The organism is Streptomyces aureus, from assembly GCF_000725495.1.
Classification (GTDB): domain Bacteria; phylum Actinomycetota; class Actinomycetes; order Streptomycetales; family Streptomycetaceae; genus Streptomyces; species Streptomyces aureus_B.
In genome coordinates this window covers 402955-427547 of sequence record NZ_KL647039.1, presented here as the reverse complement: position 1 = coordinate 427547, position 24593 = coordinate 402955, and the positions used below count along the sequence as shown (strand labels likewise).

Here is a 24593-nt window from a genome sequence, read left to right as displayed (position 1 = left end):
CACCATCCGCACCAGGAGCCACGGGGGTTGGCCCTGCGGCGAGTTGAAGCATGGAGGACGCCACATGGCCGGCGGCAAAGACGCTGACATCACTTACGAGAAGATGCGGCACGCCGCGAAGCGGCTCGGCCACGAGAAGGAGAAGATGGAGGACAAGCTCCACGGCCTCGACAGCTACATCGACGGCCTCGTCGCCGACGGCTACACGACCTCCAAGGGCTCCCAGGCCTTCGACGACTCCTTCAAGGAGTTCACCAAGGGCATGAAGGACACCCTCGAGGGCCTCAAGGGAATGGCCAAGTTCCTGGAGGACGCGGCGAAGGCGTACGAGGACCTGGACGACCAGCTGGCCAAGGGCGTCAAGGGCTGACAGCCGGACCTTGCGGACCGCACCGGGGCGACGGGGCGCACCAGCGCCCGGTCGCGCCCGTGTCCGGTCCGCTTCGCAGTGATGGAGCCCGAGTGACTGTTGAGCAGGAAGTCTGAAAACCGTGGCGGACAGAACCCGATACGACCTCGATCTGATCAAGGATTGCTCGGACTCGCTCTACCGTATTCACCGTGAGTTCGACCAGCACGGCAATCCCGCTGACGGCTACGACGACGACCTGGGCAGCGACAGACTCCGGGACGTGTTCGACGACTTCTCGGACACCTGGAAGAAGAACCGCAAGAAGCTGATGAAGGACATCGAGAACCTCGCCAAGTACACCGCCGAGGCGGCCAAGGCGTACGAGGACATCGATCACAAGCTCGCGGAGGCGCTCAGGAACGCCAAGAAGAGCGATCAGAAGGGGAAGCCGTGACAGCCCGTCCCAGGGACTGGACGCCGATGTACGACTCCGACCCCGTGCCCGGTGACCCGCACGAGGTGGCGCGGCTCGGCAAGAAGCTGCGCGGCATGGCCGAGGAGATCGACACGCAGGCCCGGAACATCAGGGCGTTGGCTTCCGTCGACGGCTGGGACAGTGACGCCGGCCGTGCCTTCCACGAGACCGCGAGCGACACCGCCGGACGGCTGAAGAAGGTGTACGACCGCTACGACGAGGCGTCGAAGGCACTGGGGACGCAGGTCAAGGACGGCGAGTCGGACGAGTACGCCGGCGAGCTGCACCGTGCGCAGCGCATGGCCGACGGGGCTCTGGACGATTTCCGTGCCGCGGAGGTCGATCACAAGGCGGCCCAGAAGGTGCTGGAGCCGTACACCGGCACCGTTCCGTCCCAGGAAGACCATGTCGAGCGCACGAAGCAGGAGAAGAAGAGGGACGACGCCGCGCATCTCATGGCTGTGGCGCGCAGCAAGATCGAATCCGCCAAGGAGATCCGTGACGACGCGGCGAAGCGGGCCGCCCACCGGATCAAGAACGTGATTCATCACGACGGCGTGCACGACCCCGGCGGAATCATGAACTGGATCGCGGATCACGCGGACTGGATCTCGACCGCCGCCACGGTTCTGGCCGTTGCGGCGCTGATCGCGGCAGTCGTCCTGTCGGGCGGCACGCTCGCCATCGTTCTTGTCGGGCTGGCTTCCGCGCTCAGTGCCACCGCTCTGTCGGGGCGGCTGTACGACGTCTTCGCCCGGGGCGGGAAGTTCGACTGGCTGAAGATCACGTTTGATGTCCTCGGGATCATCCCGGGCCTCGGCGCGCTGAAGGGGCTCTCGGCGGCGGCCAAGGGCTCGCGGCTTGTCGTCGCTCAGGAGGCGGTCTGGGCCGGTTTCACCAACGGCTTCGCCGTGAAGAGCATCAACCGAGGAGTCGGCCTCGCTTCCAAATACCTGGCCAAGAAGGGCATCACCAAGGTGAAGCTGCCCGCGAACGGGTTCGACCCGGAGGGCGTCACCCGCTTCATCAAGGGTGCCGCGTTCGGCAACGCGTATGTCCAGAGTTTGATTCGACTCCGTGGCAGGTTCGGGGCCGACGACACGACGCACCCGGTCAGCCCGCCGCCCGGTGACACGCGGCCCACCCCCGCGCCGGACGTGAGCCCCAGGCCTTCGGGTCCGTCCGGAACTCCTTCGCCGACGCCGCAGCCGAGCCCTTCTCCGACCTCGTTCCACGCTGCACTGGCGCCTACTGGATAGGGAGAGATTCACGTGGGTGACTATCACGCCCTCAGTCCCGGACAATTTGTCGATGACCGGGGGACCGTTCATGACATGGTCCCTTCGGAGCTCATCGCCGCCGTCCCAGCCGCGAGGGCGGCCGCCGAGCGGTTCGGGCGGGAGGTGCGCTTCGACTTCCTGGATGACCGGGCCGTCCACTGGATGCTGTTCCAGCGGCGCCAGGACACGGAGAAGGCCAGTGTCATGGGCTGCCTCGCCGCGATTCCGCTCTTCATCTTCGGACTGGGTGCGTGGCCCTTCTGGGACCTGGTCGCGTCCGGCAAGTCCCGCCAGTTCCAGATCGCGTTCATCGTCGTCGACGCGCTGATCGTCTGCGGTTCGCTGGTGGGAACCTATCTGGTGCGGCGCCGGAGCCTGCTCGACCCGACCGACCGGAACGTACGGTGCAGAGCCCGCCTCTATCGCAAGATCGCCGGGATCGCCCGGCAGGGCGGTGCCGACGTACCGCGTCTGTACCCGTACTACGGGATGTACGCGACGTCGCGGACGTTCTACCCCGATGCCACTGAGCGCCCCGTGCCGGAGAAGGAACAGGCTCCATGACCACCGACCTCGAGTTGTCGGCGTTCACACCCACGCACTCCGCGCCGCCCGCCCTTCGCGCCGACGACATCCACGTCCGCTGGGTGATGCCGGAGATCTTCCATGACATCCCGGTCCATGAGACGGACGACGACGAGGCCGTACGACTCTTGGAGGAGCTCGCCGAGAAGGCGCTCCCGGATGCGGCGGACGACGACAGGACGCGGTTCGCGGTCATCTGCGCACTCGGATTCGACGACCTGCTGGCCGCTGGTGTCGAGTACGCCGGTATCTGCGTGACGGCCGTCGACGAGACCCCCTGCACCGCGACCGTCTTCGCGTCCCTGATGGACAGCCCGGAGGTCGACGGGGGTGTCCCGGCTGTGGTGAAGGAGATGGCGTCGACGTTTCGTCGGCTCGACGGAACCGACGTCTCCGAGGTGGAACTCCCCTGCGGACCTGCCGTGGTGTGCATCGGAACGCGCGAGTCGCAACTCACGGGTGAGCTGACCGAGTCGGGTCACAGCCTTGCCTTCCCCACCGGATACATCCGTGTCTACGTGCCCCTTCCGAACGGCACCACGGTCGCGATGGAGATGTCGACACCCACGATGGAGGGCTGGGACGTTTTCTCCACCATGTTCGGCAACACGGCCAGCAGCATCCGCCTCTTCACGGCCGACGGCTCGCCGCTGATCACCGCAGGGACCGGCCGGTGAGCGTCAGCGATCCGGCGCCCTCCGACTACCGGCTCCTCGTACCCCGAGACTGGTTCCGTGTCGATCTCACGCACGAGCGCTGGCGCCGCCAGTTGAAGACCTTCGTGGACAAGGAGTCGGAGGGAAACCGCGTCCCGGCGGAGGCTGCTCGAAACCTGTGGACAACGCTCCGCAACACCGCCGAAGGCAGCCTCGCTCAGGGCGGTCTGGAGTTCTTCCTGAAGACCGAGTCGCCCGGTTCGGCCCTCCCCGCATCCCTCTTGATCTCGTTGGCGATGACGCCTCGCGGACTGGCGCCCACGCCGGACGACCTCGCCTCGGAGCTGACCCGACGGGTGAATGCCGATGCCGAGGTGGACGTCCAGGCACTGCCTGCGGGCGGGACCGTCCGAGCGATCACGCAGACGACCATGGACTTCCACGTGTGCATGCCCGGCGGTGTTGGATACCTGCACCTGGCTTTCGCTGTACCACTGAGCGGCACCGACAGCCCGATGGGCGACCTGTGCGATGCCATCGCTCACTCTTTGCGCTGGGTCTGAAGCCGGGCTCGGCCGCTGTCGAGCCTGGTGACGACAGTGCGGCGCCTGGCTACCGTACGCACGTCTTGCTGCCCCGTACGGACGTGCCGTAGGAGGTCTGCCACACGCCCTGAGCGGTCTTCGCCAGGCGTGTGTCGTACAGAACGAAGGCGTCGTTCCCAGCGGGAGTCCGGTCGACCTTCTCGGTTTTGCGGTCCTTGTTGTACGCCTCGGTCTCATCCGCGTGCTTGCCGCTGCCCCTTTCGGACTTGACGTGCCCCATCGCACAGCCATGTCAGACGTCGGAGGTGTGGGGTCCCTCGGTCCGTGACCGGCGCATCAGATACAGGTGGAGGTCGCTGCGCTGCTCCTCCGTGGTGAGCATCAGCCAGGAGCCGTCGGAGAAGCTGACGCGAAGCTTTCGGTTGTCGTACTCGGGCAGTGGGTCCTCAATGACCGCCCGGTCCGCGGGGATCTCGGCGACGAGGCGCATGCGATCGTCCCTGCGGACGGAAACCCGCTTCGGCGGGGCGGCCAGCACGATCCGGCCCTCCGCCAGCACGACGAAACGTTGGTGATGGGAGGAATGGCCGTACCAGCGCAGCAGGAACTGTCCCGCGGCCTTGTCCCAGTCACCGTCGAAGGTGGCGTTGAGGCCCTGCTCGGCGATGGCCTTGTCCCGTCTGTCGACGGCCAGGTCGTCGGCCCTGCCTCGCTCGCGTTCCTCCTTCGTCGACAGAAGGCGCTTGAGAGCCTCCTCGCCGGAGGCGAGAAGGCTGAACAGCATGGCGATGGGCATCAGGGGCGCGACGAGCACGGCGCCCAGGATGCCGAGCGGTCGCAGGAACGCGGGACGCAACGGGCCCGCCCCGGCCGCCTGGTGGACATCCGCCGGAGGCTGCGGGATCCGGCCTATCACGCACCACGCACCGGCGTCCGGAACGACCCCGAGGCGGTTGCGTGCTGTGCGGTCGCTGCTCCTGGACAACTCGTTCCACCTTCCTCGCTGCGTGCGGGCGAAGTATCGCAGCACCGTCTCATGTTCAAGACGGAGGAATTCATCGGAAGGCTGTGCACCTCGATCGCGGGGTCCTTGAGCTGGATCATGTGATCCCCGGCGACACGGGTCCAGGCCTGGAGGGGATGGCGAAGAGCACCGTCCCGCGGGCGCCGCCTTTGCTCTCCATTGGTTGCCCGTCCGAAAACGGGTGCACGAGGGTGGAGGACGGCTGCCGTGGGACCGGTGGGCCGGAAGAGGCGGTCGGGACGGCCGCCGGCAGCGGGCGCACGGGGGTGCCAGTGGCGGATCACATAGCGGTGTCGACGACGGAACTGCGGGAGATAGGCCGCTCCGTCGCGAAACTGAAGGGCCACTTCGAACACGCCAAGGACCTCGTCGACTCCTACGACGCCGAGATGGGATCGGGAGAGGTCGCCGAAGCCCTCGACGCCTTCGCCGACGACTGGAAGAAGAAGCGCAAACAGCTCTGCGACGGCCTGGAGTTCCTCGGCCGGACCGCGGAAGAGGCCGCCAAGGCCTACGACGGCCTGGACCAGCATCTCGCCGACGCGCTGCTCAAGTCCCAGGCGGGCAAGGGCGGCGAGGGCAAGTGAGCGACGACTTCCCCGGTGTCGACTGGCAGACCGCGCGCTACGACGACAAGGAGTTCACCCCGGGTGACCCCTACGAGGTCGCCCGGCTCGGCAAACGCATCGCCGACACCGCCGCCCTGATCCAGGAACAGGCCGCCAAACTGCACAATTTGGTCGACGGCAACGGATGGGACTCCGACGCCGGCCGTGAGTTCCAGAAGAAGACCGGTGACACGGTCGGACTCCTCACCAAGTCCCACCAGCGGTACGCGGCCGCAGCCGAAGCCCTGGGCACCACGGTGGGCAGCGCCCCCGCCGACGAACACGGGCACACGGACTGGGCCACCGCGCTCGATCACGCCCAGAACCTCGTCCGGGCCGCCCTGACCAGGGCCAAGACCGCCGATGCGGACCGCAGCCACTGCCAGAAGCAGCTCGACCAGCACCCGGGACCCGACGAACACCCCGACAAGCACAAGCTGGACAAGCAGAAGGACTGCGCCGACGCGGACCTGGACAGCGCCAGGGCCGACCTTCGACGGGCCCTGTCCTACCGCGACGCCCAGGCCGGATACGCCAAGGCGGCCATCCACGACGCCGTCGAGCACGACGGCCTGAAGGATCCCCAGCACCACTGGTGGGACAACTGGAAGGACTGGGTCGCGGACATCGGGCACTGGGCCGGAGTCGCGGCGGCCGTCCTCGGCGTACTGGCCCTGGTCCTGAGCTGGGTACCGGTACTAGGAGAGGTGCTCGCCGCCCTGGCCCTGATCGCCTCGGTCGTGGCGCTGGTCTGCGACACCGTTTCCGCGCTCGACGGCAAGGGCACGTGGCTGGACGTCGCCATCGACGCGATCGGCGTCCTGTCCTTCGGCGCCGGCCGTCTGCTCGGCACCACGGCCAAGGAGGCCGCCGTGGCCGCCCGCGGGTCCTCCGCCCTCAAGGACGTGGGCCTGGCACGGGAGGCCGGACTGAACCCGGCGGCGGCCCGAGGCCTCGCCGAAGCCCTCAACGGGGTGAAGCCCGGCCAGATCGGCAAGGCGCTGGCCGAGGGACCGGCCGAGCTCCTGCCCCGTATGCGGTCGGTCGTCAAGGAATCGCTGGACGTCAAGGCGTACGTGGACGACATCCGGGTGGCCGCAGGTCAACTGCCCAAGGAGGCAAGCCTGCTCACCGAGGGAGCCCCCAAGCTGGCGCAGATCTCCGGTTCGTCGTTCAAGACCATGGCGGGACTCGGCAAGGCCCTCTACATCGGCAGCCAGACCCTGCCCCTCGCACTCGGCTGGTCCAACCTGGCGCCGGTCGGCGAAGGCGAGTCGAAGGCCACCGGCCCCAACCTCCTGAGCGGGCTGAAGGAGATTCCCGGGATCGGCGCCGGCGGCATCCCGTTCTACAACTGGACGTGGCACGCGAGTGGGTGAGACCGGCGAAGGCGGCAGACCCGAGGACAGGGCGGGCGCGGGCCGCCACGCAGAACCGAGGATCGAGTGGTGAACGAAGAGGAGTCGGTCGACGACCTGTTCGCGCGGCTGCCGGAGGACGGGCGCCGCACGCTGGAACAGATCGGCACGGGCCTGCCGGAACTGCGCCGCATGGCCGCCGGCGACGGCGGAATGCCGAAGGTGCGCGCGGTGCTCTCCGAGTTCACCAGCGCCTCGCGGCCGCGTCGCCCCGGTGACGACGAGGGACCGGCGCAGCGGACCGCCGTACGGCCGTGGGTGGTGCTGTTCCTGTCGGCCCTCGCCGGGGTGGTCCTCACCGAGGCCTCCACTCTCGTCCTGGGAGAGACCGCGCTGCTGGTGGGCGTGGTCTGCGGACTGGGCGTCCTCTTCGCGGCCCTCAGGACGCGCGCGTCGCGCGGAGGCCTCGTCCTGCGGTGGATCACGGTGGCGGCGTACGCCGTCCTGGTCGCCGCCGGCTCCTTCGGCACCCAGCAGTGGTACCTGCGGCTACGAGGCGCCGAGCAGCCGGTGACGATCGTCCGACCGCTCCATCAGTGGACGCACGGCACCCGGGAGACGTACTGCAGGGTCCGGCTCCAGGACGGTTCCGTCCGGCAGGTGCTCGGCAACAGGGAGAACTGCGCCGACCGGGCCGGCCTCAGGGACATCGCCGTCGTCGATCCGGCGGGCCACTACCGGCCCTTCCTCGGGACCAGGTCCGAGATCGGAGGCACGGCGGGCGCGGTCGTCGCCCTGGGCGCCGCCGCTGTTCTGATCCTCGCTCCGGCGTGCGCCGTGGTGCTGGGACGTGCACGGCGGAGCGGTGAGCCCGGCGGAGAGCCCGGCGGAGAGCGAACGGGAGGACGAACGGAATGACGGGACGGTCGGACAACGGCACGGCGGCTCAGCGGGGGGTGGGCGAAATCGTCCGGGCTGGGGCAGGTGCAGGGGCCGGGACTGAGACTGGGGTGGGGGCGGAGATGGGACCGGGACCGGGACCGGCGCCTGTCCTCGCGCCGCCCTCCGACTACCGGCTCGCCGCCCCCGAAGGCTGGGAACGGGTCGTCCTCGACCCGGAACGCTGGCCCCATCGCATCGACAAACTCGTCCAGCGAGGGCTGCGCGGAACGAGGGCGACACCGCAGCTCAAAGCGGCGCTGGCGGAACGGATCCGGGACCAGGCCGAGGCCGCGCACGCGAACGGCGGGGTGGAGATGTACCTCGTCAACCAGGTCATCGGGCAGGTTCCGGTGTCCGCCGGACTGGTCGTGACCCTGCTGCGTCCGCCGCCCGGGACCACCCCCGGGGGCCTGGCCGACACCGCCGTGGCGCTCGCCGCGAGCGGCGCCGACGTCAACACCGTCGAGCTGCCCGCCGGTCCGGCCGTACGCCACCTCCACCGCCGTCGGCCGGCACCCGACGACCCGGACGGCAACAGGCTCACCGTCACCCACCTGGACGTCCACCTCGCCGTCCCGAACAGCGACCTGCGTCTGCTGCTCTCCTTCTCCACCCCCATGGAGCCGCTGGCGGACGCGCTGGTGACGCTCTTCGACTCGATCGCCCGCACACTCCAGTGGATGGCCTGATGCCCGCGTACTCCGATTCCACCGTCCTCATGCAGGCGCCCGACGACGCCGTCTCCCTCCCCGTGCGCGGCCCCGTCGATCTGGACGTCTGGGCGCTGGACGCGGCCCGGCGCCGCCTGGGAGCGGGCGCCGACGCGCGGCTGGCCGAGGCGCTCGCCGTCGAACTGGGTGAAGCGGCGGCCGACGCGCGCAGCCGTGGCCCGATCGTCGCGCTCTCGTACGTTCCCGAGCCGACGCTCGGGGAGCTGGCCCGCGTCGAGCTGTCCCCGCTGGTCGCCGACGACACGTATCCGGCCGTCACCGTCGAGCTGCTCCACCGCTATCTGGCCATGCCGACGGACCGCTCGTTCCGTCCGCCCGAGGCCGAGCGGCGTGCGGTGCCGGCCGGACCGGCCGTCCGGGTCCGGCACGCGTACGTCCAGGAGCCGGACCGCGACGGGACGGGCACGATCCTGGAGACCTGCGCCTACGGCATCTGCCCGGACGAGAAGTGGGGCCTGGTCCTGCTCACCTCCTGGCGCGCCCTCGCCCACACCGACGCCCTGTGCGCACTGACGGACAGCCTGGCGCAGACGATCACGGTGAGACCCACCGGCTGATTGCTCAGCCCGGTCCAGCCGTCGGCCCGGTGTCCCCGACGGGGTCGACGAAGGAAACGGTCCGCAGAACGGCCACGAGGAGGTCGCAGAATTCGGCCCAGTAGTCCATGGAGGCCGTGAAGAGGGTGAACACGGCGGTGAAAGGTCCGGTCGGGAAGGGGACGTGTACCTGGATCTGTCCGGTCATGAGATCCGACGTGCCGTCCGCCGCCGTTGCCTCCGGACCGAGCGTGTACTGGCGCAGCGTGACGCAGGACACCGCGGGACCGCAGGGCAGTTCGAGCCAGCGGGCGTCGTTGTACGGGTCGCCCGAGAGGATGGCCAGAATGCCCTGGGCGACCACGTCGGTGTCGCTCGCGGTCTGGTCGGTCGGGATGGCCGCCACGGTGAAGGAGCACTGGGCTGCGCCCTCCGCGAGCTCGTGCCGGGCGGCCGCCCCGTCGGGCTCGGCCCCGTCGGAGACCGTGGAGAACAGCCCCATCGCCGCGTACGAGATTCCGCTCTTCGCCATGAGTTCGGCGATTCCCGCGTAGTACGGGGCCGCCGGGCCCCAGACCTCGTCGTCACCACGTGAGTAGAGCTCGCGTACGAAAGCGTGGGCACGCTCCGTCCGGGCTTCGGGAGTCGCGGCGACGGGAAGCGCGAAGAAGCCCTCGGGAACCAGGAACCATAGGGGTGGCGGCTCGTCGTGGGGCGCCGTGAGGGGAACGACGCGCACCGCATCGTCGGAGGTCACCAAGGAGATCGAGACCGTTCTGGGCAGGAGCGGGAGTGGGACATCAGAGGTCTTCCGGGCGGTAGTCCGCAGGCTGGACTTCTCGCCCCGTCGAATCCATCAGCATGTTCGTTTCCGAGGCGCCGAAGAACGCATCGAGCTTGCTCGGAAGCAGGAACTCGACTCGGTAGTGGCCCCCCGGGGGGCGGCTGATCACAGGGGAAACGCCATCGGGCGCCTGAATCCTCGACGTGTAGGTCGCTACGGCCGATCGCTGCGCCTCGGTGAGGGAGTCCTTGGACAACAGCTCGATCGGGCTGACCAGATGACGTGTCAGGCGTTGACGCCTGATGCTGCTCAGCCTGCACCAAGAGTCATCCATGAAGGTGACGGTGAAATCACTGCCGTCCTTGAAATCCTTCCGCTCGACGCGACGTACGGCCGAACGCGGGACTTCCCAGAGGAGCTGGTCGTCGATGTTCCTCGGATCCTTCTTGTGGAAAGGGAAGCCCACGACGACCAGTCGTCGGTCTGTGACGATGGCGTGGGTGCCGTAGAGCTTCCCGTCCGAACGTCCGGGGTCGAGTCGCCAGGGCAGCGTGCGGGCGATGGTGCCGGGTGCGGCCCACACGACGGGGAAGTCCCGGACCTCGTTGTCCCGGTCGTCCGGGGCGTCGGAGCCGGAGCGGGGGAAGGCGCTGCCGCTGAGGTTGCCTCCGGCCGAGGAGAAGACGCCCATGACGGCGACCCCCACGGCCAGGGCGGTCCCCTTGACGGTTCTCCGCGCCGCCGAGTCGCCCGCGGAACGAGCCCTGTACGTCGGCCCCTGCGGCCAGCCCGGCAACTCGTCCTGGATGTCATGGCGTTCGGGGCCCCGGAACCACCGCATGCCCCTGACGGGCGTGGCCGCTCCCGTGGCGAAGGCGACTGGGGCGCGGGCGAGGAGTGTCTCCCCCGGATCGGGCTGCCAGACGTTCATGTCCGCACACATCTTCCCTGCCCGACGGCTCTCGTGAGCCGAGGCATATCGTCTGCTCGCCGCTTCGTGTCGATGCTCAACCTCCCGACGCGGCCTTCTCGAACTGGTCACCGGGGAAGAGCGCCTCGCCTATGTGCTGATGAATGGGGACGATCTTGGGGAAGATCTTGAGACCGGCATCGATGGCGATGCCCGCACCCATCGGGTTGATCTTCACCCCGGGGATCATGTTCAGCCCCTTGGAGCCCATCCACTGGCCCTCGTGATAGCCGGCGCTCGAGAGGCCTCCCATGCGGGACATGAGGCCACTGCTTCCGTGCGACACCTCGAAGACGTGGTCGGACATGCCGCCGATCTTGACCAGTCCGGCCTTGCCCAGTCCGCCGGCGAGCCCGTTCGAGGACTTGCCGAAGGCCATCAGGATGCGCGAACTGCCGATGTCGGTCGCCTGGAATCCCTTACCCAGCGCGGCGACCTTTCCGGCTGCCGCGACCCGGGCGATGTCGGCGGTTTCCCCGGCCACCTTGATGCCCTTGCCGAACATGCCGATTCCCGGCATCAGGCCGACCGCGTCCATTCCGATCTGCATCCAGCCGACATCGGCGCCGGCGGCCTTGGCCAGTCCGTGGGCGGCCAGGGCGAGCCCGCTCGCGAGAAGGGCCGCGGTACCGAAGACCGCCGCCAGAGGGGGGAAGGGGAGCGTGACGATGGCCAGCAGTCCCAGAACTGCCGTCAGGTCGCTCAGCAGGTCGCCGATCAGTTTGATCATGTCGGCGTGATCCTGGATCCACTGGCCGGTGGCGTCCCAGGCGTCCGTGATGCCGTGGCCCAGCTTGTCCCAGAAGTCGGGTTCGTCCGGTGCGATGTCCCCCGCCTTGTCGAGCTCCTTGCCGATCAGCCCGGCAGCCCGCCGGTAGCGGTCCTCGAGGTCGTGGACCTTGCTGGTGACCTCGTTCACCGCACTCGACGTCTTGGCCAGGTCCTCGCTGCCCTTGCCCTCGGCCTTCTGTTCGGCCTTGTCCTTGGCCTCGAGCTTCTCCCCGGCCGTCTTTTCGAGACGGTCGGCCTCGTCCTGGAAGCCGTGCAGTTCGTTGGCCCACCGGTGCAGTGCACGGGATGCCTTGCCGAAGGAATCGTGGCTCTTGCGGATCAGAGGCGTGACGTCGTCACCGATGTACTCGGTGAAGGCGACCGCGGTCTTGCCCTTCCAGGCCCCCGCCTCGATCTGCTCGAGCTCTTTCAGGGCCGTTCCCAGCTCGCCCGCCAGGCTCCCGAGCTTCCGGGCGAGCTCCCGGGTGTCCTCGACGTCCCCGGGAGTGGGGTCCCACCCGATGTGGGGGAACGCCGGACGCTTCGTCACCTCACGCGCCCTTCTTCTTCGGCGCCTTGAGCGACTCGGCGAGATCGAGGTCGAGCTTGCCGAAGGAATCGGCGATCTTGTCGATCATCTTGACCGCGCCGCCGGCGTGCTTCCCGAGCTGCTTGATGCCGTAGCCCCAGTCGTCGGCGAAGTCCTGCACGTCCTCGACCAGTTTGACCTCGCCGACGGCAGAGGCGTCGGCGCCGCGCAGACCTCGCCGGGTGGCTTCCATGCGGTCGCTGATCGTGGAGAACGTCTTCTTCAGATCCTCGAAGACCGTGTCCTCGAGGCGCAGGTCACTCATACGGGGTCCCGCTTCCTGGGTTCGTGACGGGCTGTGGCTTCGGGTCGGTCCTCAGCGGTTGACCGCCTGGATCTCCTGCACGGTGATGTCCTGGGTGGTCCCGAAGGTCCCGTCGGGGAGGGTGCCGCCTGCTCCTCCTGTGCCGGTCCAGGTGACCGCCCAGGTGATGGTGGCGCGGAGTTTGTAGGAACCGTCGCCCGAGGAGCGCAGGTACTTGATTCCGCAGGACGGGGTCTGTCCGGCCTTGCCCCGGGCGTACGGGGTGCCGATCGAGTGGTCGTCGTTCAGCCGGCACTCTCCCGAGGCCGGGTAGGTCTCGGCGTCGCCGGTTCCGGGTTCCAGCCGGAGCGAGACGGGCTTCGCGGTGGTGGTCGCCGAGATGTGGAGCCCGGCGACATCGAGCGCCGCCGTCACGGACACGTCCTTGAAGGTCGCCTTGTCGAGCCAGGCCCAGGTGGGGAGATTGACCTTGGTGACGTCCCGGGGCGCGAGGGTGACCTTGGTCTCCGGGAGCTGGATGGTGTTGTAGGCGGCTTCGGCGAGAATCCTGGGCGTGACGGCCTGTGGGACACCGGGATCGTCGTTGTTCGTCACCCAGAAGGGGAGTTCACCGCATTCCATGCTGGCGGGGTCGTCGAGACGGTCGGGATTCTGGACGGCGACCCACCATTTCCCCTCGTCGGCCTTGTCCCCGTTGTAGTCCTTGTACTTGCCGTCCTTGTAGATGTCCCGGAACTGGCCGACCGCGGTCTTCGCGTAGTTGGCCTGACCAGGGGTGTTGATCGTTTCCTCGTACATCGTCTCGACGTACTTCTTGAACTCGGCCACAGACCGCGGCTCGTACCAGCACGCCGGCGGGGTCCAGTCACCCACCGGCTGAACCGCGCCGCTGCCACTGCCCCGAGGACGGACCGAGCCGGAGTAGGTCACCTGTGAGACAAGGGTTCCGGCGTCGGAATGGGCGCTCTGCTTGGTGTTGCCCTGAGTGCCCGCGCTCGGCGGCCAGTCGGCATGGGCGGTTCCGGGAATCAGTGCGAGCGCCCCCGCCAGGGCGCCGGCGGCCGCGACGCGACCGGGGACGGCTACGGGGTGCACGACTTGTGCCCCCGCTGCGAAGCGAGCTTCGTCGTCTGCCAGACGCCCTTGTCGTTCTTCTCGAGTCGCGTCGTATAGAGAACGTACGACTTGTCCGTCACGGCCGTCTTGAGGACCTTGCTCGACTTCCGCTCCTTCGCGAAGGCCTTGGACTGGTCCTCGCAGTACACGACGCCCGCAGAGGTGGAGTCGAAGAGGTCGATCTTGGGGTTGTAATAGCGGTTGACGCCCGTGATCGAGTAGCCGTTCTTCACGATGGACGTGACCCAGTCCCCGGCGTCGGCCAGTGCGGTGCCGCGGTAGTAGAAGCCGAGGGCAGGCAGTTCGGCATCACCTTCGGCGATGGCGTAGTTCGTCGCATCGACTCTCCGCTGAACGTCGGCGAGAACCGCGTCCTTCGTGGTGTCCCCGGTCTTCCAGTTCTCGAAGCTGTCGCTGAGATCGCTCGGAAGAGTGATGTCCGGGCGCTTCACGTCCGTCGATGCGCTCGGGCCGGGAGAGGCCGGAGCCGCGGTGCCGGTGTCGGCGCCGGGGATCTTGTCGTTGCCCTTTGTGCTGTCGCCCCCACCGCCACAAGCCGTCAGCAGCAAGGCTGTTGTCACAGCGAACGCGGTAGCAACGGGCAAAGAGCGGCGCTTCACAAGGGACTCCCCGGGGGACATCGGTTGGGCGAAGTCGGTCAAGGGCAATGACGGTATCCATGGGGCTCTTGGTTTCGCCAGGCGGAAACCCCGAGCTGGACGTGGGCATACGGGGGTGTTCCGGGGTGAAGTGGCGTTCCGCGGTGGCCTGATGGTGTTCCGGGACACATCGGCCCGTGCGGCGTCGGGCCCGCTTCCACATCTCGCGCGGCGTTTGCGTTCGACACCTTCACATGAGGTGCCGCGCGGGTGGAGCTCCTCGTCTCCGGGGTGTCGTCCCCGCGTCCGCCGCACCTCGTACGCTGGCCCGAGCCGAACGGGTCGAACACACGGGGCCGGTTCGCACACAAGGCAGAGGATCAACGACGCACCCGGGGGCGCCATGGACCGCTACATCGAAACCCTCACCGTCGAGCGCGGCGGTTTCCGGATCAAGGTGCCGGAGTCGTGGTGGGAGTTCGACGTGCGGCCCGAGTCCCGGGACGACTCCATCCGGCGGATGGTGAGCGAACGGATCCGGCAGAGGCCCGAGTTGGCGCCGTACCGCGACACCTACGTCGGCTTCCTCCGTAGAGCGGCGGCGGACGCCTGGAACTCGGGTGCCCTCTACTGCGGCTGCATGGCCGAGTCCTTCGGCGGCGACACCCCGATCACCGGCTCGGTCACCGTCTCCATCGTCGGCGGACGTACGCGCGCGGGTGAGCCCCTGTCCACCGACCCTCAGGTCATGGCGGGCCAACTCGCCGTGCGGGAGGCGAAGAAGGAGGGCGACGCCTGGCGGAAGGTCACCACCGTCGAGATACCCGGCGTAGGTCCCGCCGCCCGGACGTACGGCATCGAGGACATCCCCGTCCCCGACGACAGCCTCGGGCGCACGATCCGCGCCGTGCTGATGCAGACGTTCATCCCCGTGCCCGGCCAGGAGGGCAAGGTCGCCCTGGTAGCGGGCAGCAGTCAGGTGCTCGATCTCGCCGACTCCTTCTTCGACGTCTTCGACGCCGTCACCTCCACGTTCCGCTTCGCGCGGTCCTAGACCCGCGGCCCTTTCCTTTCTCACTTCGCGCCGGTCCAGTAACTTCGCTCATGCGTACGGTTGTTGTTGAGACGGACGTGACGGGGGTTGCGGCATGGCGGGGAATCGGCCGGGTGACTGGCATGTCCTGGAGCTGGACAAAGACCCGACGCCGGGTGATCCGGACCGGGTGCGCAAGCTCTCGAAGGATCTGCTCGACTTCGCCGATGACGTGTCGGACGCCTTGCGGCTGATCAAGGGGATGGCGGGTGAGGACGCTGTTCTCGCCTGGGCGGGGAAGTCGGCGAAGGCGTTCCAGGACGAGTTCTCGGATGTGCCGAAGCAGCTGAAGAAGCTGAAGAAGTCGTACGAGATGGCGGGGGACGCGCTCGGGGACTACTGGCCGAAGCTGGAGCGGGCGCAGGCGCTGGCCGACAAGGCCCTCGCCAAGGGGCGGGAGGCGCAGGCGGATCTCGGCTCCGCCAAGTCCCGTTTGTCGTCGGCGGATTCGTGGGTGACGCGGGCGACCAAGGAAGCGGACAAGTACAAGGACGATCCGACGGGCGGCAAGGACGCGGAGAAGCCGGACGAGTCGAAGGTCCGTGCCGCGACGCGGGATGCCCAGCACGCCAAGTCCGCGCAGACGAGCGCGCAGTCGGACGTGACGAACGCGAACAGTGCGCTGGACGCGGCGAAGAAGATGGCCGAGGACGCCCGCAGGATGCGGGAGGAGGCGGCGCGGGACGCGAAGTCGAAGATCGACGAGGCGTCGGACGCGGGGATCCACAACCGGAAGTGGTGGGAGGAGGTCGGGGACTGGTTCTCCGACAACTGGGACACGATCGTCACGGTGTGCAAGGTGGTCGTGGCGGTGGTGGGGATCATCGCGATGATCATCGGGGGGCCGATCCTCGGCGCGATCGTGCTGGTCGCCGCGCTGGTGGTGCTCGCCGACACGCTCAACAAATACGCGAAGGGCCAAGCCTCCCTGTGGGATGTGGCCTTCGCGGCGCTGGACTGCATACCCGGGATGAAGGGGCTCACCACCCTCGGCGGACTCGCCAAGGGACTCAAGGGCCTCAAGGCCTTCGGCAAGACCGGTCTCAAGGGCCTGGCGTTGGGGGCCAAGGGGTTCGGCAAGAGCGCACGCTCCCTCGGCCGTCCGATGAAGAAGCTCTTCACCTGCGGAGATCCCATCGACATGGCGACGGGCCAGATGGTGATGTCCGAGACGGACGTGTCTCTGGACGGTGTACTGCCCCTGGTGCTGGAGCGCCACCACCGCACCGGTCTGACCGGCGGCCGTCACTTCGGGCGGGCCTGGACCTCCACGCTCGACCAGCGGCTGGTCCTCGACGCCACGGGCGTACGGTTCTTCGCCGCGGACGGCATGGTCCTCACCTACCCCGTGCCCGAACCGGACGTGCCCGTCCTGCCCGTGGAGGGTCCGCACTGGCCGCTGAGCTGGGACGGCGGCCCCGGGGGGACCCTCACGGTGAGCCGGCCGGAGACGGGCGGCACCCTGAGCTTCCGGCCCCGGGAGGGCCGGCCGCCGCGGGAACTGCCCCTCGCCGCGATCGGCGACCGGAACGACAACACGATCACCGTCGAGTACGCCGCCGACGGCAGCCCGGCCGAGATCGTCCACCAGGGCGGCTACCGCATCGGCGTCACCTGCGAGTCGGGGCGGGTCGTGAACCTCACCCTGCTCAGCGACCCCGCGCGGCCGACCCTGATGACGTACGGCTACGACAAGCACGGGCGTCTCACCGAGGTCCGCAACTCCTCGGGCCGGCCTCTGAAGCTCGTCTACGACGACCGCGGCCGTCTCACCGGCTGGGAGGACCGCAACGGAGCCTGGTACCGGTACACGTACGACGAGCCGGGCCGCTGTGTCGCCGTCAACGGTGTGCACGGAATCCTCGACTACACCTTCGACTACGACGACGAGAGGCACCTGACCCGCGCCGTCAGTTCCCTGGGGCACACCACCGTCTATCAGTTCAACGACGCGTACCAGTTGATCGCCGAGACGGACGCGCTGGGCCACACCGAGTTCCACGAATGGAACCGGCGGGATCAACCGACCTCCCGCACCGACCGGTTGGGACAGGTCACGCGGATGGAGTGGGACGAGCTCGGCCGGCTCACCGAAGTGGTGCTCCCCGACGGCACGGTGTCCGCGGCCCGGTACAACGCGCAGGGCCTGCCCGTCGAGCTCACGGGATACGACGGCACGGTCGTACGTCAGGAGTGGGACGAGCGGGGCAACTGCACGTCACTGACCGACACCGACGGGACGACCACGGAGTTCACCCGGGACCGGACCGGTGCCGTCACCTCCGTGACCGATCCGCTCGGCGCCGTCCAGCGGTTCGTCAACAACCCCGCGGGACAGATCGTTTCCGCGACCGACGCCCTGGGGGCGGAGACCCGGTTCGGATACGACGCCTCCGGGCGGGTCACCGCCGTCGTCGACCCGGTCGGGGAGGTGACCCGCCAGGAATGGACCGTGGAGGGACATCTCGCCGCCCGGACGGGCCCGGACGGATCGACCGAGGCGTGGACGTACGACGGCGAGGGGAACCGGCTCACGCACACCGACGCCCTGGGCCGGGTCACCCGGTTCGAGTACGGGGCCTTCGACCTGCTGACCGCCCGCACGACACCGGACGGCGCGCGGTACGCCTTCCGCCACGACAGCGAGCTGCGCCTCTGCCAGGTCACCGATCCGAGGGGCCTGACCTGGGACTACACCTACGACGCGGTGGGCAGCCCGACGTCCGAGACCGACTTCGACGGGCGGACCGTCCGCTACGCCTACGACGCCGCGCGCCGGCTCACCGGCCGGACGAACCCGCTGGGGCAGAGCACCGCCTTCGCCTACGACGCGGTGGGCAACCAGGTCGAGAAGACCGTGGACGGCCGGACCACGGTGTTCACGCACACGCCCGGGGGCCGTCTCCTGCGGGCCGAGGGCCCCGACGCCACCCTGACGCTCCGCTACGACGGGGCCGGGCGCATCGCCGGAGAAGCGGTGGACGGACGCGAGCTCGCCACGTCGTACGACGCCGCGGGGCGGCCGGTCCGCCGTGTCACACCGGCCGGTGCCACCACCACGTACACCTACGACGCCGCGGGGAACCGCACGGCGCTCAGCACCGCGGGTCACGTGCTCACCTCCTCCTACGACGCCGCGGGACGTGAGACGGCCCGGGCGTTCGGGCACGGCCTCACCCTCGGTTTCGCCTGGGACACCGGGGACCGCCTCGGCTCCCAGACGCTGGAGGACATCCGCTCCTCCCGTCCTCCGGCCCGCCGGACGTACACCTACCGCGCGGACGGGAACCTGACCGGGATCGACGACCCGGCCGCCGGCCGGCGCACCTTCGACCTCGACGTCCTGGGCCAGGTCACCGCGGTGCGCGCCGCCGGCTGGACCGAGTCGTACGCCTACGACGGGACGGGCAACGTGACCGGCGCGGACTGGCCGGCGGACCGCGACCAACCCGAGGCGCGGGGCGCGCGCGCCTACGCCGGCAACCGACTCGTCGGTGCCGGTTCCGTCCACTACGAGTACGACGACGCCGGCCGTGTCGTCCTGCGCCGCCGCACCAGGCTGTCGCGGAAGCCGGACATCTGGCGCTACTCCTGGGACGCCGAGGACCGGCTCGTCGGCGTCACCACGCCGGACGGCACACGGTGGTGCTACCTCCACGACGCGCTCGGCCGCCGCGTGGCCAAGCGGCGCCTCGCGGCGGACGGGGTCACGGTCGCCGAGGAGACGCGTTTCGTGTGGGACGGCCCACACCTCGTCGAGCAGACCGGCCGGGTGGCCGGCACGGACGGGGGAGCCGACCTCGAGACGACGCTCACCTGGGAGCGCGACGACACCCGCCCTCTGACCCAGACGGAGCGCACGACCCAGGCCGGCGCGCCCCAGGACGTCATGGACGAACGGTTCTTCGCCATCGTCACGGACCTGGTCGGCACCCCGACCGAACTCGTCGACGAGTCCGGCGTGATCGTCTGGCGCGGCGACACCACACTGTGGGGGCTGGGAACCCGTTCCGATCAGGGGTCACGCGCGGTGCCGGGCTCCGGCGCGTCCACCCCGCTGCGCTTCCCCGGCCAGTACCACGACGCCGAGACGGGGCTGCACCACAACTGCTTCCGGCACTACGACCCGGCGTCGGCCGTCTACCTCAGCCCCGATCCGCTGGGCATGGACGCCGGGCCCAACCCGCGCCGCTACGTCGTCAACCCGCTGCTGTGGTCCGACTATCTCGGCCTGAAGCAGTGCTCCAAGATCCTCGGCGAGAACATGGCGAAGGAGGGCCGCGCGGTGGGACCCGGCCAGGCGGCCGCCCACATCGTCCCCTCCGGGTTCTCGCGCGGCGGCGGCCCGCGGATGAGGGGACTCCTGGCCAAGTACAAGGTCGACATCAACGACGCTGCGAACGGCATCCCGCTGGGGCATCCGAGGCCGCACAACTTCACGCACAGCAACCGTTTCCTCGGCCGCCTCGACGCCCATCTGCACAACGTCGTCGCGGACCGCGTCGCCCGGGGCTTCGGGGACCGCGCCATCCGCACGACGCTTCGGAGGGAACTGCGCAGTATCGGCCGGCAGATCGAGTCCGAGCTGTCCGGCGTCACCACCTCGGTGCCGAGCACCGCCTACTGGACGGCGTGATGATGTCCTCCATGAACTCCGAACCCCTGGCCGTGTACCGGCTCATGCCGAGCGCCCGGAATCTGCGCACCCTGCGTCTGGACGACTCGCTCATCGATCTCAAGCGCTGGCAGTTCCAGGGCGACCGGGCGCCGCGGCCCACCGCGTTCGCGGCGGAGTGGACGGGTGATCCGAAGGCCCGCAAGGCCGAGTTCGCGTCCGACTATCCCGGCGCTCCGATCCTCGCCGGCCCGCTCGCGGACCGGCTGCGGGAGGATCTGGAGAAGTCGGGCGGCCTGCTTCCGGTCCGCGTCGAAGGGGCGCCCGCGGACGCCTACCTGCTCCACCTCGTGGACCAGGTCGTCGACTGCGTGGACACCCGCGCCTCGTCGCAGCCGAAGAAGGCGACCGGCGAGATGCAGAAGACCGTCTTCCGCCCGGACGCCCTCCCGCTGGCCCTGCCCTCCTTCCGCGTGCCGCAGTTCCCTGTCGCCGTGCAGTGGAACGCCTGGGCGGTCAACCGTCTGACCGAGCTCCTCGGAGACGACCTGGAGGCCCGCCTGGTCTGGTCCGAGGACCCGGGTGTCAGGCCTCATCCCGGCCCGTGGGGGTTCTGAGTCCGGACGGGACCTCAGATGACCGACAGCACCTCGAACGCCCTTGCCGTCTACCGCCTGCTGCCGCGCATGGGCGAGTTCCGGACGCTGCTCCTCGGCAGTTCCCTGAGGAAACTCATCCGCCGGCAGATCACCGGGTCCGAGGCGGACATGCCGACCTCGCTCACCGGTTCGTGGGACGGCAATCCCGGCTGGCGCAGGAGCGAGTTCCCGAGCGGCTATCCCGGTGCTCCGGTCCTGAGCCGGCGCGTGGCGGGCCTGCTCGAGGCCGAGCTGTCGGCCTCGGGTCCCTTCGTGCCGGTCGTCACCGAACCGGCCGGGCCGGCCCTCCCCGGCGACGGCGGCGGCTCCGACGACTACGTCCTCCAGGTCGTGGAGCCCGTCGTCGACTGCCTGGACACCCGCCGGTCGTCCAAGCCGAAGCGGACCACCGGCGAGATCACCAAGGCCCACTTCCGGCCGGAAGCCGTGCCCGTGAGGCTCGCCGCGTTCCGGGTTCCCGAGTTCCCCGGCGGCGTTTACTGGAACGCCTGGGCCGTCTCCCGTCTGACCGAGCTCCTCGGCGACGACCTGGAGGCCCGCCTGGTCTGGTCGGAGGACCCGGGCGTCACGCCTCATCCCAGCCCGTGGGGGTTCTGAGTCCGGCCCGTGCGTGAGCACCTCGTGCAGGCCTCGTGCACGGGCCGTGACGGCCGTTCCGGACCGCGGTGGTGATTCGCTGGCGCACAGGTGACGGACAGTCCGTGACGTCGCCCTCAACACGGAACCGAACGGCCGCCGTTGCGCGTCGATAACGTCGAGTCGGGTGTGCCGCAGGGCCCTTGGAGCGCCTTGAGGGGCTTATGTGCGGCTGATACGGTGCCATGGCTTGACACTCGCCCTGGCGCCGGAAGTCCGGCCAGGTCGCACGGTCCGTCCCGTAAAGGGGATCGGGGGTGAAGTGTCCTACTTGGCTCGTGAATTGACAGACATTTTCTTGGGTGTACGGGGAGCGGTTGCGTGAGGATCCAAGAGCGTACGGGGGCGGGCAACGGCCGTTCCGCCGGGTCGGCGCAGCCGGCGGTCGGCGAGCGTCTGCCCAGCCCGCCTCGCGAGCGCAAACCCGCACTGGCCGCCCTCGCGGTGCTCCTCATCCTCGTCGGCGCGCTCGGCGCGACCATGCTGGTGCTGCGCGCCGGTGACCGGGTCGAGGTCGTGAAGGTGACGAGCGACATCCAGGCCGGCGAGTCCGTGGGCGACCACACGACCTCCGTGCTGGTCGCCGAGGACGCGTCCATCAACTACGTCCCGTGGGCACAGCTCGGCGAGCTGAAGAAGCTCAAGGCCAAGTCCCCGATCTACAAGGGGACCGTGGTCATCGGTGAGATGTTCGCCAGTGGCGCGGAGCTTCCCGCAGGCAAGGTCTCCGTGGGCGTCTCCCTCAAGGAGGGGCAGTACCCCGCGGACATCAAGCCCGGTGACACGGTGGCCGTCTACCGCGTCGGCGACACCGGATCGAGCGGCAGCCGCGGTTCGTCGAACGCGACGGGCTCCGCCGGCTCCTCGGGCGGTGGCGACGGCCTCATCGTCGAACGGGCGAAGGTCAGTGCGGTCAAGAACGACTCGGACAGCACCATCAGCAGCACCAACCTGCCCGTCACGCTGATCCTGGACAGCGGTCAGGCGGCCGCCGTCACCACCGCGGCCTCGGCCGGCCAGGTCGCCCTCGTCATCGTTCCCGGCAACTAGAGGCGAGTGAGTAGACGGACATGGCGCTCATCGCCCTCGCCGCAGACAAGGGTTCCCCCGGGGTCACCACCGCCGCCGTCGCGCTCGCGGCGGTCTGGCCCCGCCGGGTCCTGCTCGCCGAGACCGACCCGGCCGGCGGCGACCTCGTGTACCGCAGCGCGGCGGCCCACGGCGGCCCGCTGAACCCCAACACCGGCATGCTGTCGATCGCGGCGACCGCCCGGCGCGGTCTCGTACCCGACCAGCTCTGGGACCACGTACAGCCGTTGAGCGGTGGTCTCGAGGTCCTCGTCGGCCTCGGGATGTCCGAGCAGGCCGCCGGTCTCGCCGGACTCTGGCCCACCCTGGGCCGGGCGTTCGCCCAGCTCGCCGACTCCCCGGACGCGCCCGCCGACGTCATCGCCGACTGCGGCCGGATCAGCGGGGACACCCCCGCCGCCGAACTCTTCCCGCACGCCGCCCTGGTGCTCCTGCTCGCCCGTACCGAGCCCGAGTCCATCGCCCGCGTCCGCGACCGCGCCGCGGCCCTGTCCGCCAAGCTGCACGGCGGCCCGCGCGGCGCCGGCGGGCTCGCGACCCCGTTCATCGGTGTCGTCCTCGTCGCCGACCCGGGCGACTCCGCCAAGCTGGTCCACCAGGTCAACGACATGCTCGTCGCGGCCCAGACCGGAGCCCGTGTCGTCGGGACGATCGCCGACGACCCGGCCGGCGCCGCCCAGCTCGCCGGCCGTCGGCGCGGCCGCCTCGACAAGTCGCTGCTCATCCGCTCGGCCCGAAAGGTCGCCGGAGACCTGTACCAGCAGTACGGCGCCGCCTGGTCCGTATCCGCCGAGGGACCGGGCGCCGGGCAGGGACAGCCCGCCGCCGGAGCCGGCCGATGACCGCCGTCGACCACCAGCTGGTCAAGCGGTTCCGGCAGGACGCCGGCGACCGCATCTCCGAGCAGCGCCGCGAGGACCAGGTCCGCGGCGTCACCCCGATGTCCGGCGAGGACGAGCGGCACTACGCCCGTGCCGTCATCGCCCAGATACTCGAGGACCACGCCCGCACCGAGATCAACCTCGGCCGGACCCCGCTCGACGCGGAGACCGAGGAGCAGTACGCGGCCGCCGTCCACGCCGCGCTCTTCGGCGTCGGCCGGCTCCAGCCCCTCCTCGACGACCCGGACGTCGAGAACATCGACATCAACGGGTACGACGAGGTCTTCATCGGCTACGCCGACGGCCGGGAGACCAAGGGCGACCCGGTCGCCGAGACCGACGAGGAACTCGTCGAGCTGATCCAGGTCCTCGGCGCGTACTCGGGTCTGTCGTCCCGGCCCTTCGACTCCGCGAACCCGCAGCTCGACCTCAGGCTGCCGGACGGCTCCCGCCTCTCCGCCGTGATGGACGTGACCCGCCGCCCGGCGCTCTCGATCCGCCGCGCGCGGCTCGGCAAGGTCTTCATGTCCGACCTCGTGGGCAACGGCACGCTGACCCCCGAGGTCGCGCACTTCCTCGCCTGCGCCGTCCGCGCCCGCAAGAACATCATGATCGCGGGAGCGACGAACGCGGGGAAGACGACCCTGCTGCGCGCCCTCGCCAACGAGATCCCGCCGCACGAGCGCCTCATCACCGTCGAGCGCGCCCTGGAGCTCGGCCTCGACACCTTCGCCGAACTGCACCCGAACGTCGTGGCGTTCGAGGAGCGGCTGCCCAACTCCGAGGGCCAGGGCGCCATCACGATGGCCGAACTGGTGCGCCGCTCGCTGCGCATGAACCCCTCGCGCGTCATCGTCGGCGAGGTCCTCGGCGACGAGATCGTCACCATGCTCAACGCGATGTCCCAGGGCAACGACGGCTCGCTGTCCACGATCCACGCGAACAGCTCCAGCGAGGTCTTCAACCGCATCTCCACGTACGCGCTCCAGGCGAGCGAGCGGCTGCCCATCGAGGCCAGTCAGATGCTCATCGCGGGCGCGGTGAACTTCGTGGTCTTCATCCAGCGCCGCAACGGCTACGAGTCCGGCGGCCGGCTCCAGCGCATGGTGACCTCCGTGCGCGAGGTCAACGGCGTCGACGGCCGGGTGCTGTCCAGCGAGGTGTTCGCCGAGGCCCCGGACGGCCGGATCGTCCCGCACGCGCCCATCGCCTGCCTCGACGAACTCGTCGCGCAGGGCTACCGGCTGCCCGGCAGCGGGAATTGGTGACGACGATGACCCAGGACATGACGGCGGCAACGGTCGCCGCGATGCCGCACCTGACCACGGCCGTGGCGCCGCACCTGACCGGGGCCGTGGCGCCGGGCGGCACGCCGGACCCGGCCGCGCTCGCGGGGCTCGCCGCCCCGGACACGGTCCCGCTCGCGGCCCTCGA

26 protein-coding genes are annotated in these 24593 nt (G+C 69.5%); 18 read left to right on the top strand and 8 right to left on the bottom strand.

From position 1 onward, the window contains the following. The first annotated feature begins 64 nt into the window (after nucleotides 1-64). The 6 genes from IO36_RS38225 (at nucleotide 65) to IO36_RS38200 (ending at nucleotide 3911) form a co-directional block, all read left to right on the top strand. Complete coding sequence (locus tag IO36_RS38225; RefSeq protein ID WP_078943692.1) at nucleotides 65-370, top strand: WXG100 family type VII secretion target; 306 nt, start codon at nucleotides 65-67, stop codon at nucleotides 368-370. Nucleotides 371-491: 121 nt separating this feature from the next. Next, nucleotides 492-806 (top strand): hypothetical protein, encoded by a 315-nt coding sequence (locus IO36_RS38220; protein WP_037627258.1) that lies wholly within the window; start codon nucleotides 492-494, stop codon nucleotides 804-806. Continuing rightward, nucleotides 803-2086 (top strand): WXG100 family type VII secretion target, encoded by a 1284-nt coding sequence (locus IO36_RS38215; protein ID WP_037627256.1) that lies wholly within the window; start codon nucleotides 803-805, stop codon nucleotides 2084-2086. The genes IO36_RS38220 and IO36_RS38215 overlap by 4 nt, the downstream gene beginning before the upstream one ends. 75 nt (nucleotides 2087-2161) lie before the next feature. Then, complete coding sequence (locus tag IO36_RS38210) at nucleotides 2162-2671, top strand: hypothetical protein (protein ID WP_051901248.1); 510 nt, start codon at nucleotides 2162-2164, stop codon at nucleotides 2669-2671. Further along, a complete protein-coding gene (locus IO36_RS38205; RefSeq protein WP_037627250.1) occupies nucleotides 2668-3369 on the top strand; it encodes a hypothetical protein in 702 nt (233 codons plus the stop codon). The genes IO36_RS38210 and IO36_RS38205 overlap by 4 nt, the downstream gene beginning before the upstream one ends. Then, nucleotides 3366-3911, top strand: a complete 546-nt coding sequence (locus IO36_RS38200) for a hypothetical protein (protein WP_037627248.1) — start codon at nucleotides 3366-3368, stop codon at nucleotides 3909-3911. The genes IO36_RS38205 and IO36_RS38200 overlap by 4 nt, the downstream gene beginning before the upstream one ends. 49 nt (nucleotides 3912-3960) lie before the next feature. Here IO36_RS38200 and IO36_RS38195 read toward each other — a convergent pair whose 3' ends face one another. Both IO36_RS38195 and IO36_RS38190 read right to left on the bottom strand, forming a co-directional pair. Next, nucleotides 3961-4173, bottom strand: coding sequence for a hypothetical protein (locus tag IO36_RS38195; RefSeq protein WP_037627246.1), 213 nt, complete (start codon nucleotides 4171-4173; stop codon nucleotides 3961-3963). A 12-nt stretch (nucleotides 4174-4185) separates the two neighbouring features. Next, entirely contained in the window at nucleotides 4186-4878 is a 693-nt protein-coding gene (locus IO36_RS38190; protein WP_051901247.1) for a hypothetical protein, read from the bottom strand. Between the two features lie 311 nt (nucleotides 4879-5189). On the opposite strand from IO36_RS38190, the gene IO36_RS38185 reads away from it, so the two are divergent. From IO36_RS38185 to IO36_RS38165, 5 genes are all read left to right on the top strand, one after another. Beyond that, the gene (locus IO36_RS38185; RefSeq protein WP_158997734.1) at nucleotides 5190-5504 is read left to right on the top strand and encodes a hypothetical protein; all 315 of its coding nucleotides are present in this window, start codon (nucleotides 5190-5192) and stop codon (nucleotides 5502-5504) included. Next, nucleotides 5501-6904, top strand: a complete 1404-nt coding sequence (locus IO36_RS43565; RefSeq protein WP_051901246.1) for a hypothetical protein — start codon at nucleotides 5501-5503, stop codon at nucleotides 6902-6904. The genes IO36_RS38185 and IO36_RS43565 overlap by 4 nt, the downstream gene beginning before the upstream one ends. A gap of 69 nt (nucleotides 6905-6973) precedes the next feature. Then, complete coding sequence (locus IO36_RS38175) at nucleotides 6974-7801, top strand: hypothetical protein (RefSeq protein WP_037627243.1); 828 nt, start codon at nucleotides 6974-6976, stop codon at nucleotides 7799-7801. 104 nt (nucleotides 7802-7905) lie between these two features. Continuing rightward, nucleotides 7906-8514: a hypothetical protein gene (locus tag IO36_RS38170; RefSeq protein ID WP_063764946.1), complete on the top strand. Its 609-nt coding sequence runs from the start codon at nucleotides 7906-7908 to the stop codon at nucleotides 8512-8514. Further along, nucleotides 8514-9113: a hypothetical protein gene (locus tag IO36_RS38165; RefSeq protein ID WP_037627241.1), complete on the top strand. Its 600-nt coding sequence runs from the start codon at nucleotides 8514-8516 to the stop codon at nucleotides 9111-9113. Before IO36_RS38170 ends, IO36_RS38165 begins: the two co-directional genes overlap by 1 nt. Before the next feature lie 4 nt (nucleotides 9114-9117). Here the strand turns inward: IO36_RS38165 and IO36_RS38160 are convergent, their stop codons facing one another. From IO36_RS38160 to IO36_RS38135, 6 genes are all read right to left on the bottom strand, one after another. Further along, entirely contained in the window at nucleotides 9118-9849 is a 732-nt protein-coding gene (locus tag IO36_RS38160) for a hypothetical protein (RefSeq protein ID WP_245173633.1), read from the bottom strand. 43 nt (nucleotides 9850-9892) lie between these two features. Beyond that, nucleotides 9893-10567: a hypothetical protein gene (locus IO36_RS38155; protein ID WP_245173632.1), complete on the bottom strand. Its 675-nt coding sequence runs from the start codon at nucleotides 10565-10567 to the stop codon at nucleotides 9893-9895. A 316-nt stretch (nucleotides 10568-10883) separates the two neighbouring features. Beyond that, complete coding sequence (locus tag IO36_RS38150; RefSeq protein ID WP_037627237.1) at nucleotides 10884-12167, bottom strand: membrane protein; 1284 nt, start codon at nucleotides 12165-12167, stop codon at nucleotides 10884-10886. A 1-nt stretch (nucleotide 12168) separates the two neighbouring features. Beyond that, a complete protein-coding gene (locus tag IO36_RS38145; RefSeq protein WP_037627235.1) occupies nucleotides 12169-12471 on the bottom strand; it encodes a hypothetical protein in 303 nt (100 codons plus the stop codon). A 51-nt stretch (nucleotides 12472-12522) separates the two neighbouring features. After that, entirely contained in the window at nucleotides 12523-13566 is a 1044-nt protein-coding gene (locus IO36_RS38140) for a hypothetical protein (protein WP_037627233.1), read from the bottom strand. After that, nucleotides 13554-14168, bottom strand: a complete 615-nt coding sequence (locus IO36_RS38135) for a hypothetical protein (RefSeq protein WP_245173631.1) — start codon at nucleotides 14166-14168, stop codon at nucleotides 13554-13556. Before IO36_RS38135 ends, IO36_RS38140 begins: the two co-directional genes overlap by 13 nt. 421 nt (nucleotides 14169-14589) lie before the next feature. Between IO36_RS38135 and IO36_RS38130 the strand changes: the two genes are divergently transcribed. From IO36_RS38130 to IO36_RS38100, 7 genes are all read left to right on the top strand, one after another. Next, nucleotides 14590-15240, top strand: a complete 651-nt coding sequence (locus IO36_RS38130) for a hypothetical protein (RefSeq protein ID WP_037627231.1) — start codon at nucleotides 14590-14592, stop codon at nucleotides 15238-15240. A 94-nt stretch (nucleotides 15241-15334) separates the two neighbouring features. Next, complete coding sequence (locus IO36_RS49075; protein WP_051901243.1) at nucleotides 15335-19915, top strand: DUF6531 domain-containing protein; 4581 nt, start codon at nucleotides 15335-15337, stop codon at nucleotides 19913-19915. Between the two features lie 11 nt (nucleotides 19916-19926). Further along, nucleotides 19927-20511 (top strand): hypothetical protein, encoded by a 585-nt coding sequence (locus IO36_RS38120; protein WP_245173630.1) that lies wholly within the window; start codon nucleotides 19927-19929, stop codon nucleotides 20509-20511. 18 nt (nucleotides 20512-20529) lie between these two features. Next, nucleotides 20530-21150 (top strand): hypothetical protein, encoded by a 621-nt coding sequence (locus IO36_RS38115; RefSeq protein WP_037627227.1) that lies wholly within the window; start codon nucleotides 20530-20532, stop codon nucleotides 21148-21150. 360 nt (nucleotides 21151-21510) lie between these two features. Further along, nucleotides 21511-22239: a hypothetical protein gene (locus tag IO36_RS38110; protein WP_037627224.1), complete on the top strand. Its 729-nt coding sequence runs from the start codon at nucleotides 21511-21513 to the stop codon at nucleotides 22237-22239. 20 nt (nucleotides 22240-22259) lie between these two features. Continuing rightward, nucleotides 22260-23120 carry a hypothetical protein gene (locus IO36_RS38105; RefSeq protein ID WP_037627222.1) on the top strand — a complete coding sequence of 287 codons (861 nt, stop codon included), beginning with the start codon at nucleotides 22260-22262 and terminating at the stop codon, nucleotides 23118-23120. Continuing rightward, nucleotides 23117-24427 (top strand): TadA family conjugal transfer-associated ATPase, encoded by a 1311-nt coding sequence (locus IO36_RS38100; protein ID WP_037627221.1) that lies wholly within the window; start codon nucleotides 23117-23119, stop codon nucleotides 24425-24427. Before IO36_RS38105 ends, IO36_RS38100 begins: the two co-directional genes overlap by 4 nt. Nucleotides 24428-24593: the final 166 nt, after the last annotated feature.

Bases quoted from the DNA above. Each gene is read 5' to 3' on its own strand.
- IO36_RS38225 (WP_078943692.1), top strand. From the start codon at position 65: ATGGCCGGCGGCAAAGACGCTGACATCACTTACGAGAAGATGCGGCAC.
- IO36_RS38210 (WP_051901248.1), top strand. From the start codon at position 2,162: ATGGTCCCTTCGGAGCTCATCGCCGCCGTCCCAGCCGCGAGGGCGGCC.
- IO36_RS38205 (WP_037627250.1), top strand. From the start codon at position 2,668: ATGACCACCGACCTCGAGTTGTCGGCGTTCACACCCACGCACTCCGCG.
- IO36_RS38195 (WP_037627246.1), bottom strand. From the start codon at position 4,173: ATGGGGCACGTCAAGTCCGAAAGGGGCAGCGGCAAGCACGCGGATGAG.
- IO36_RS38170 (WP_063764946.1), top strand. From the start codon at position 7,906: ATGGGACCGGGACCGGGACCGGCGCCTGTCCTCGCGCCGCCCTCCGAC.
- IO36_RS38165 (WP_037627241.1), top strand. From the start codon at position 8,514: ATGCCCGCGTACTCCGATTCCACCGTCCTCATGCAGGCGCCCGACGAC.
- IO36_RS38155 (WP_245173632.1), bottom strand. From the start codon at position 10,567: ATGGGCGTCTTCTCCTCGGCCGGAGGCAACCTCAGCGGCAGCGCCTTC.
- IO36_RS38145 (WP_037627235.1), bottom strand. From the start codon at position 12,471: ATGAGTGACCTGCGCCTCGAGGACACGGTCTTCGAGGATCTGAAGAAG.
- IO36_RS38130 (WP_037627231.1), top strand. From the start codon at position 14,590: ATGGACCGCTACATCGAAACCCTCACCGTCGAGCGCGGCGGTTTCCGG.
- IO36_RS49075 (WP_051901243.1), top strand. From the start codon at position 15,335: ATGGCGGGGAATCGGCCGGGTGACTGGCATGTCCTGGAGCTGGACAAA.
- IO36_RS38120 (WP_245173630.1), top strand. From the start codon at position 19,927: ATGAACTCCGAACCCCTGGCCGTGTACCGGCTCATGCCGAGCGCCCGG.
- IO36_RS38115 (WP_037627227.1), top strand. From the start codon at position 20,530: ATGACCGACAGCACCTCGAACGCCCTTGCCGTCTACCGCCTGCTGCCG.
- IO36_RS38105 (WP_037627222.1), top strand. From the start codon at position 22,260: ATGGCGCTCATCGCCCTCGCCGCAGACAAGGGTTCCCCCGGGGTCACC.
- IO36_RS38100 (WP_037627221.1), top strand. From the start codon at position 23,117: ATGACCGCCGTCGACCACCAGCTGGTCAAGCGGTTCCGGCAGGACGCC.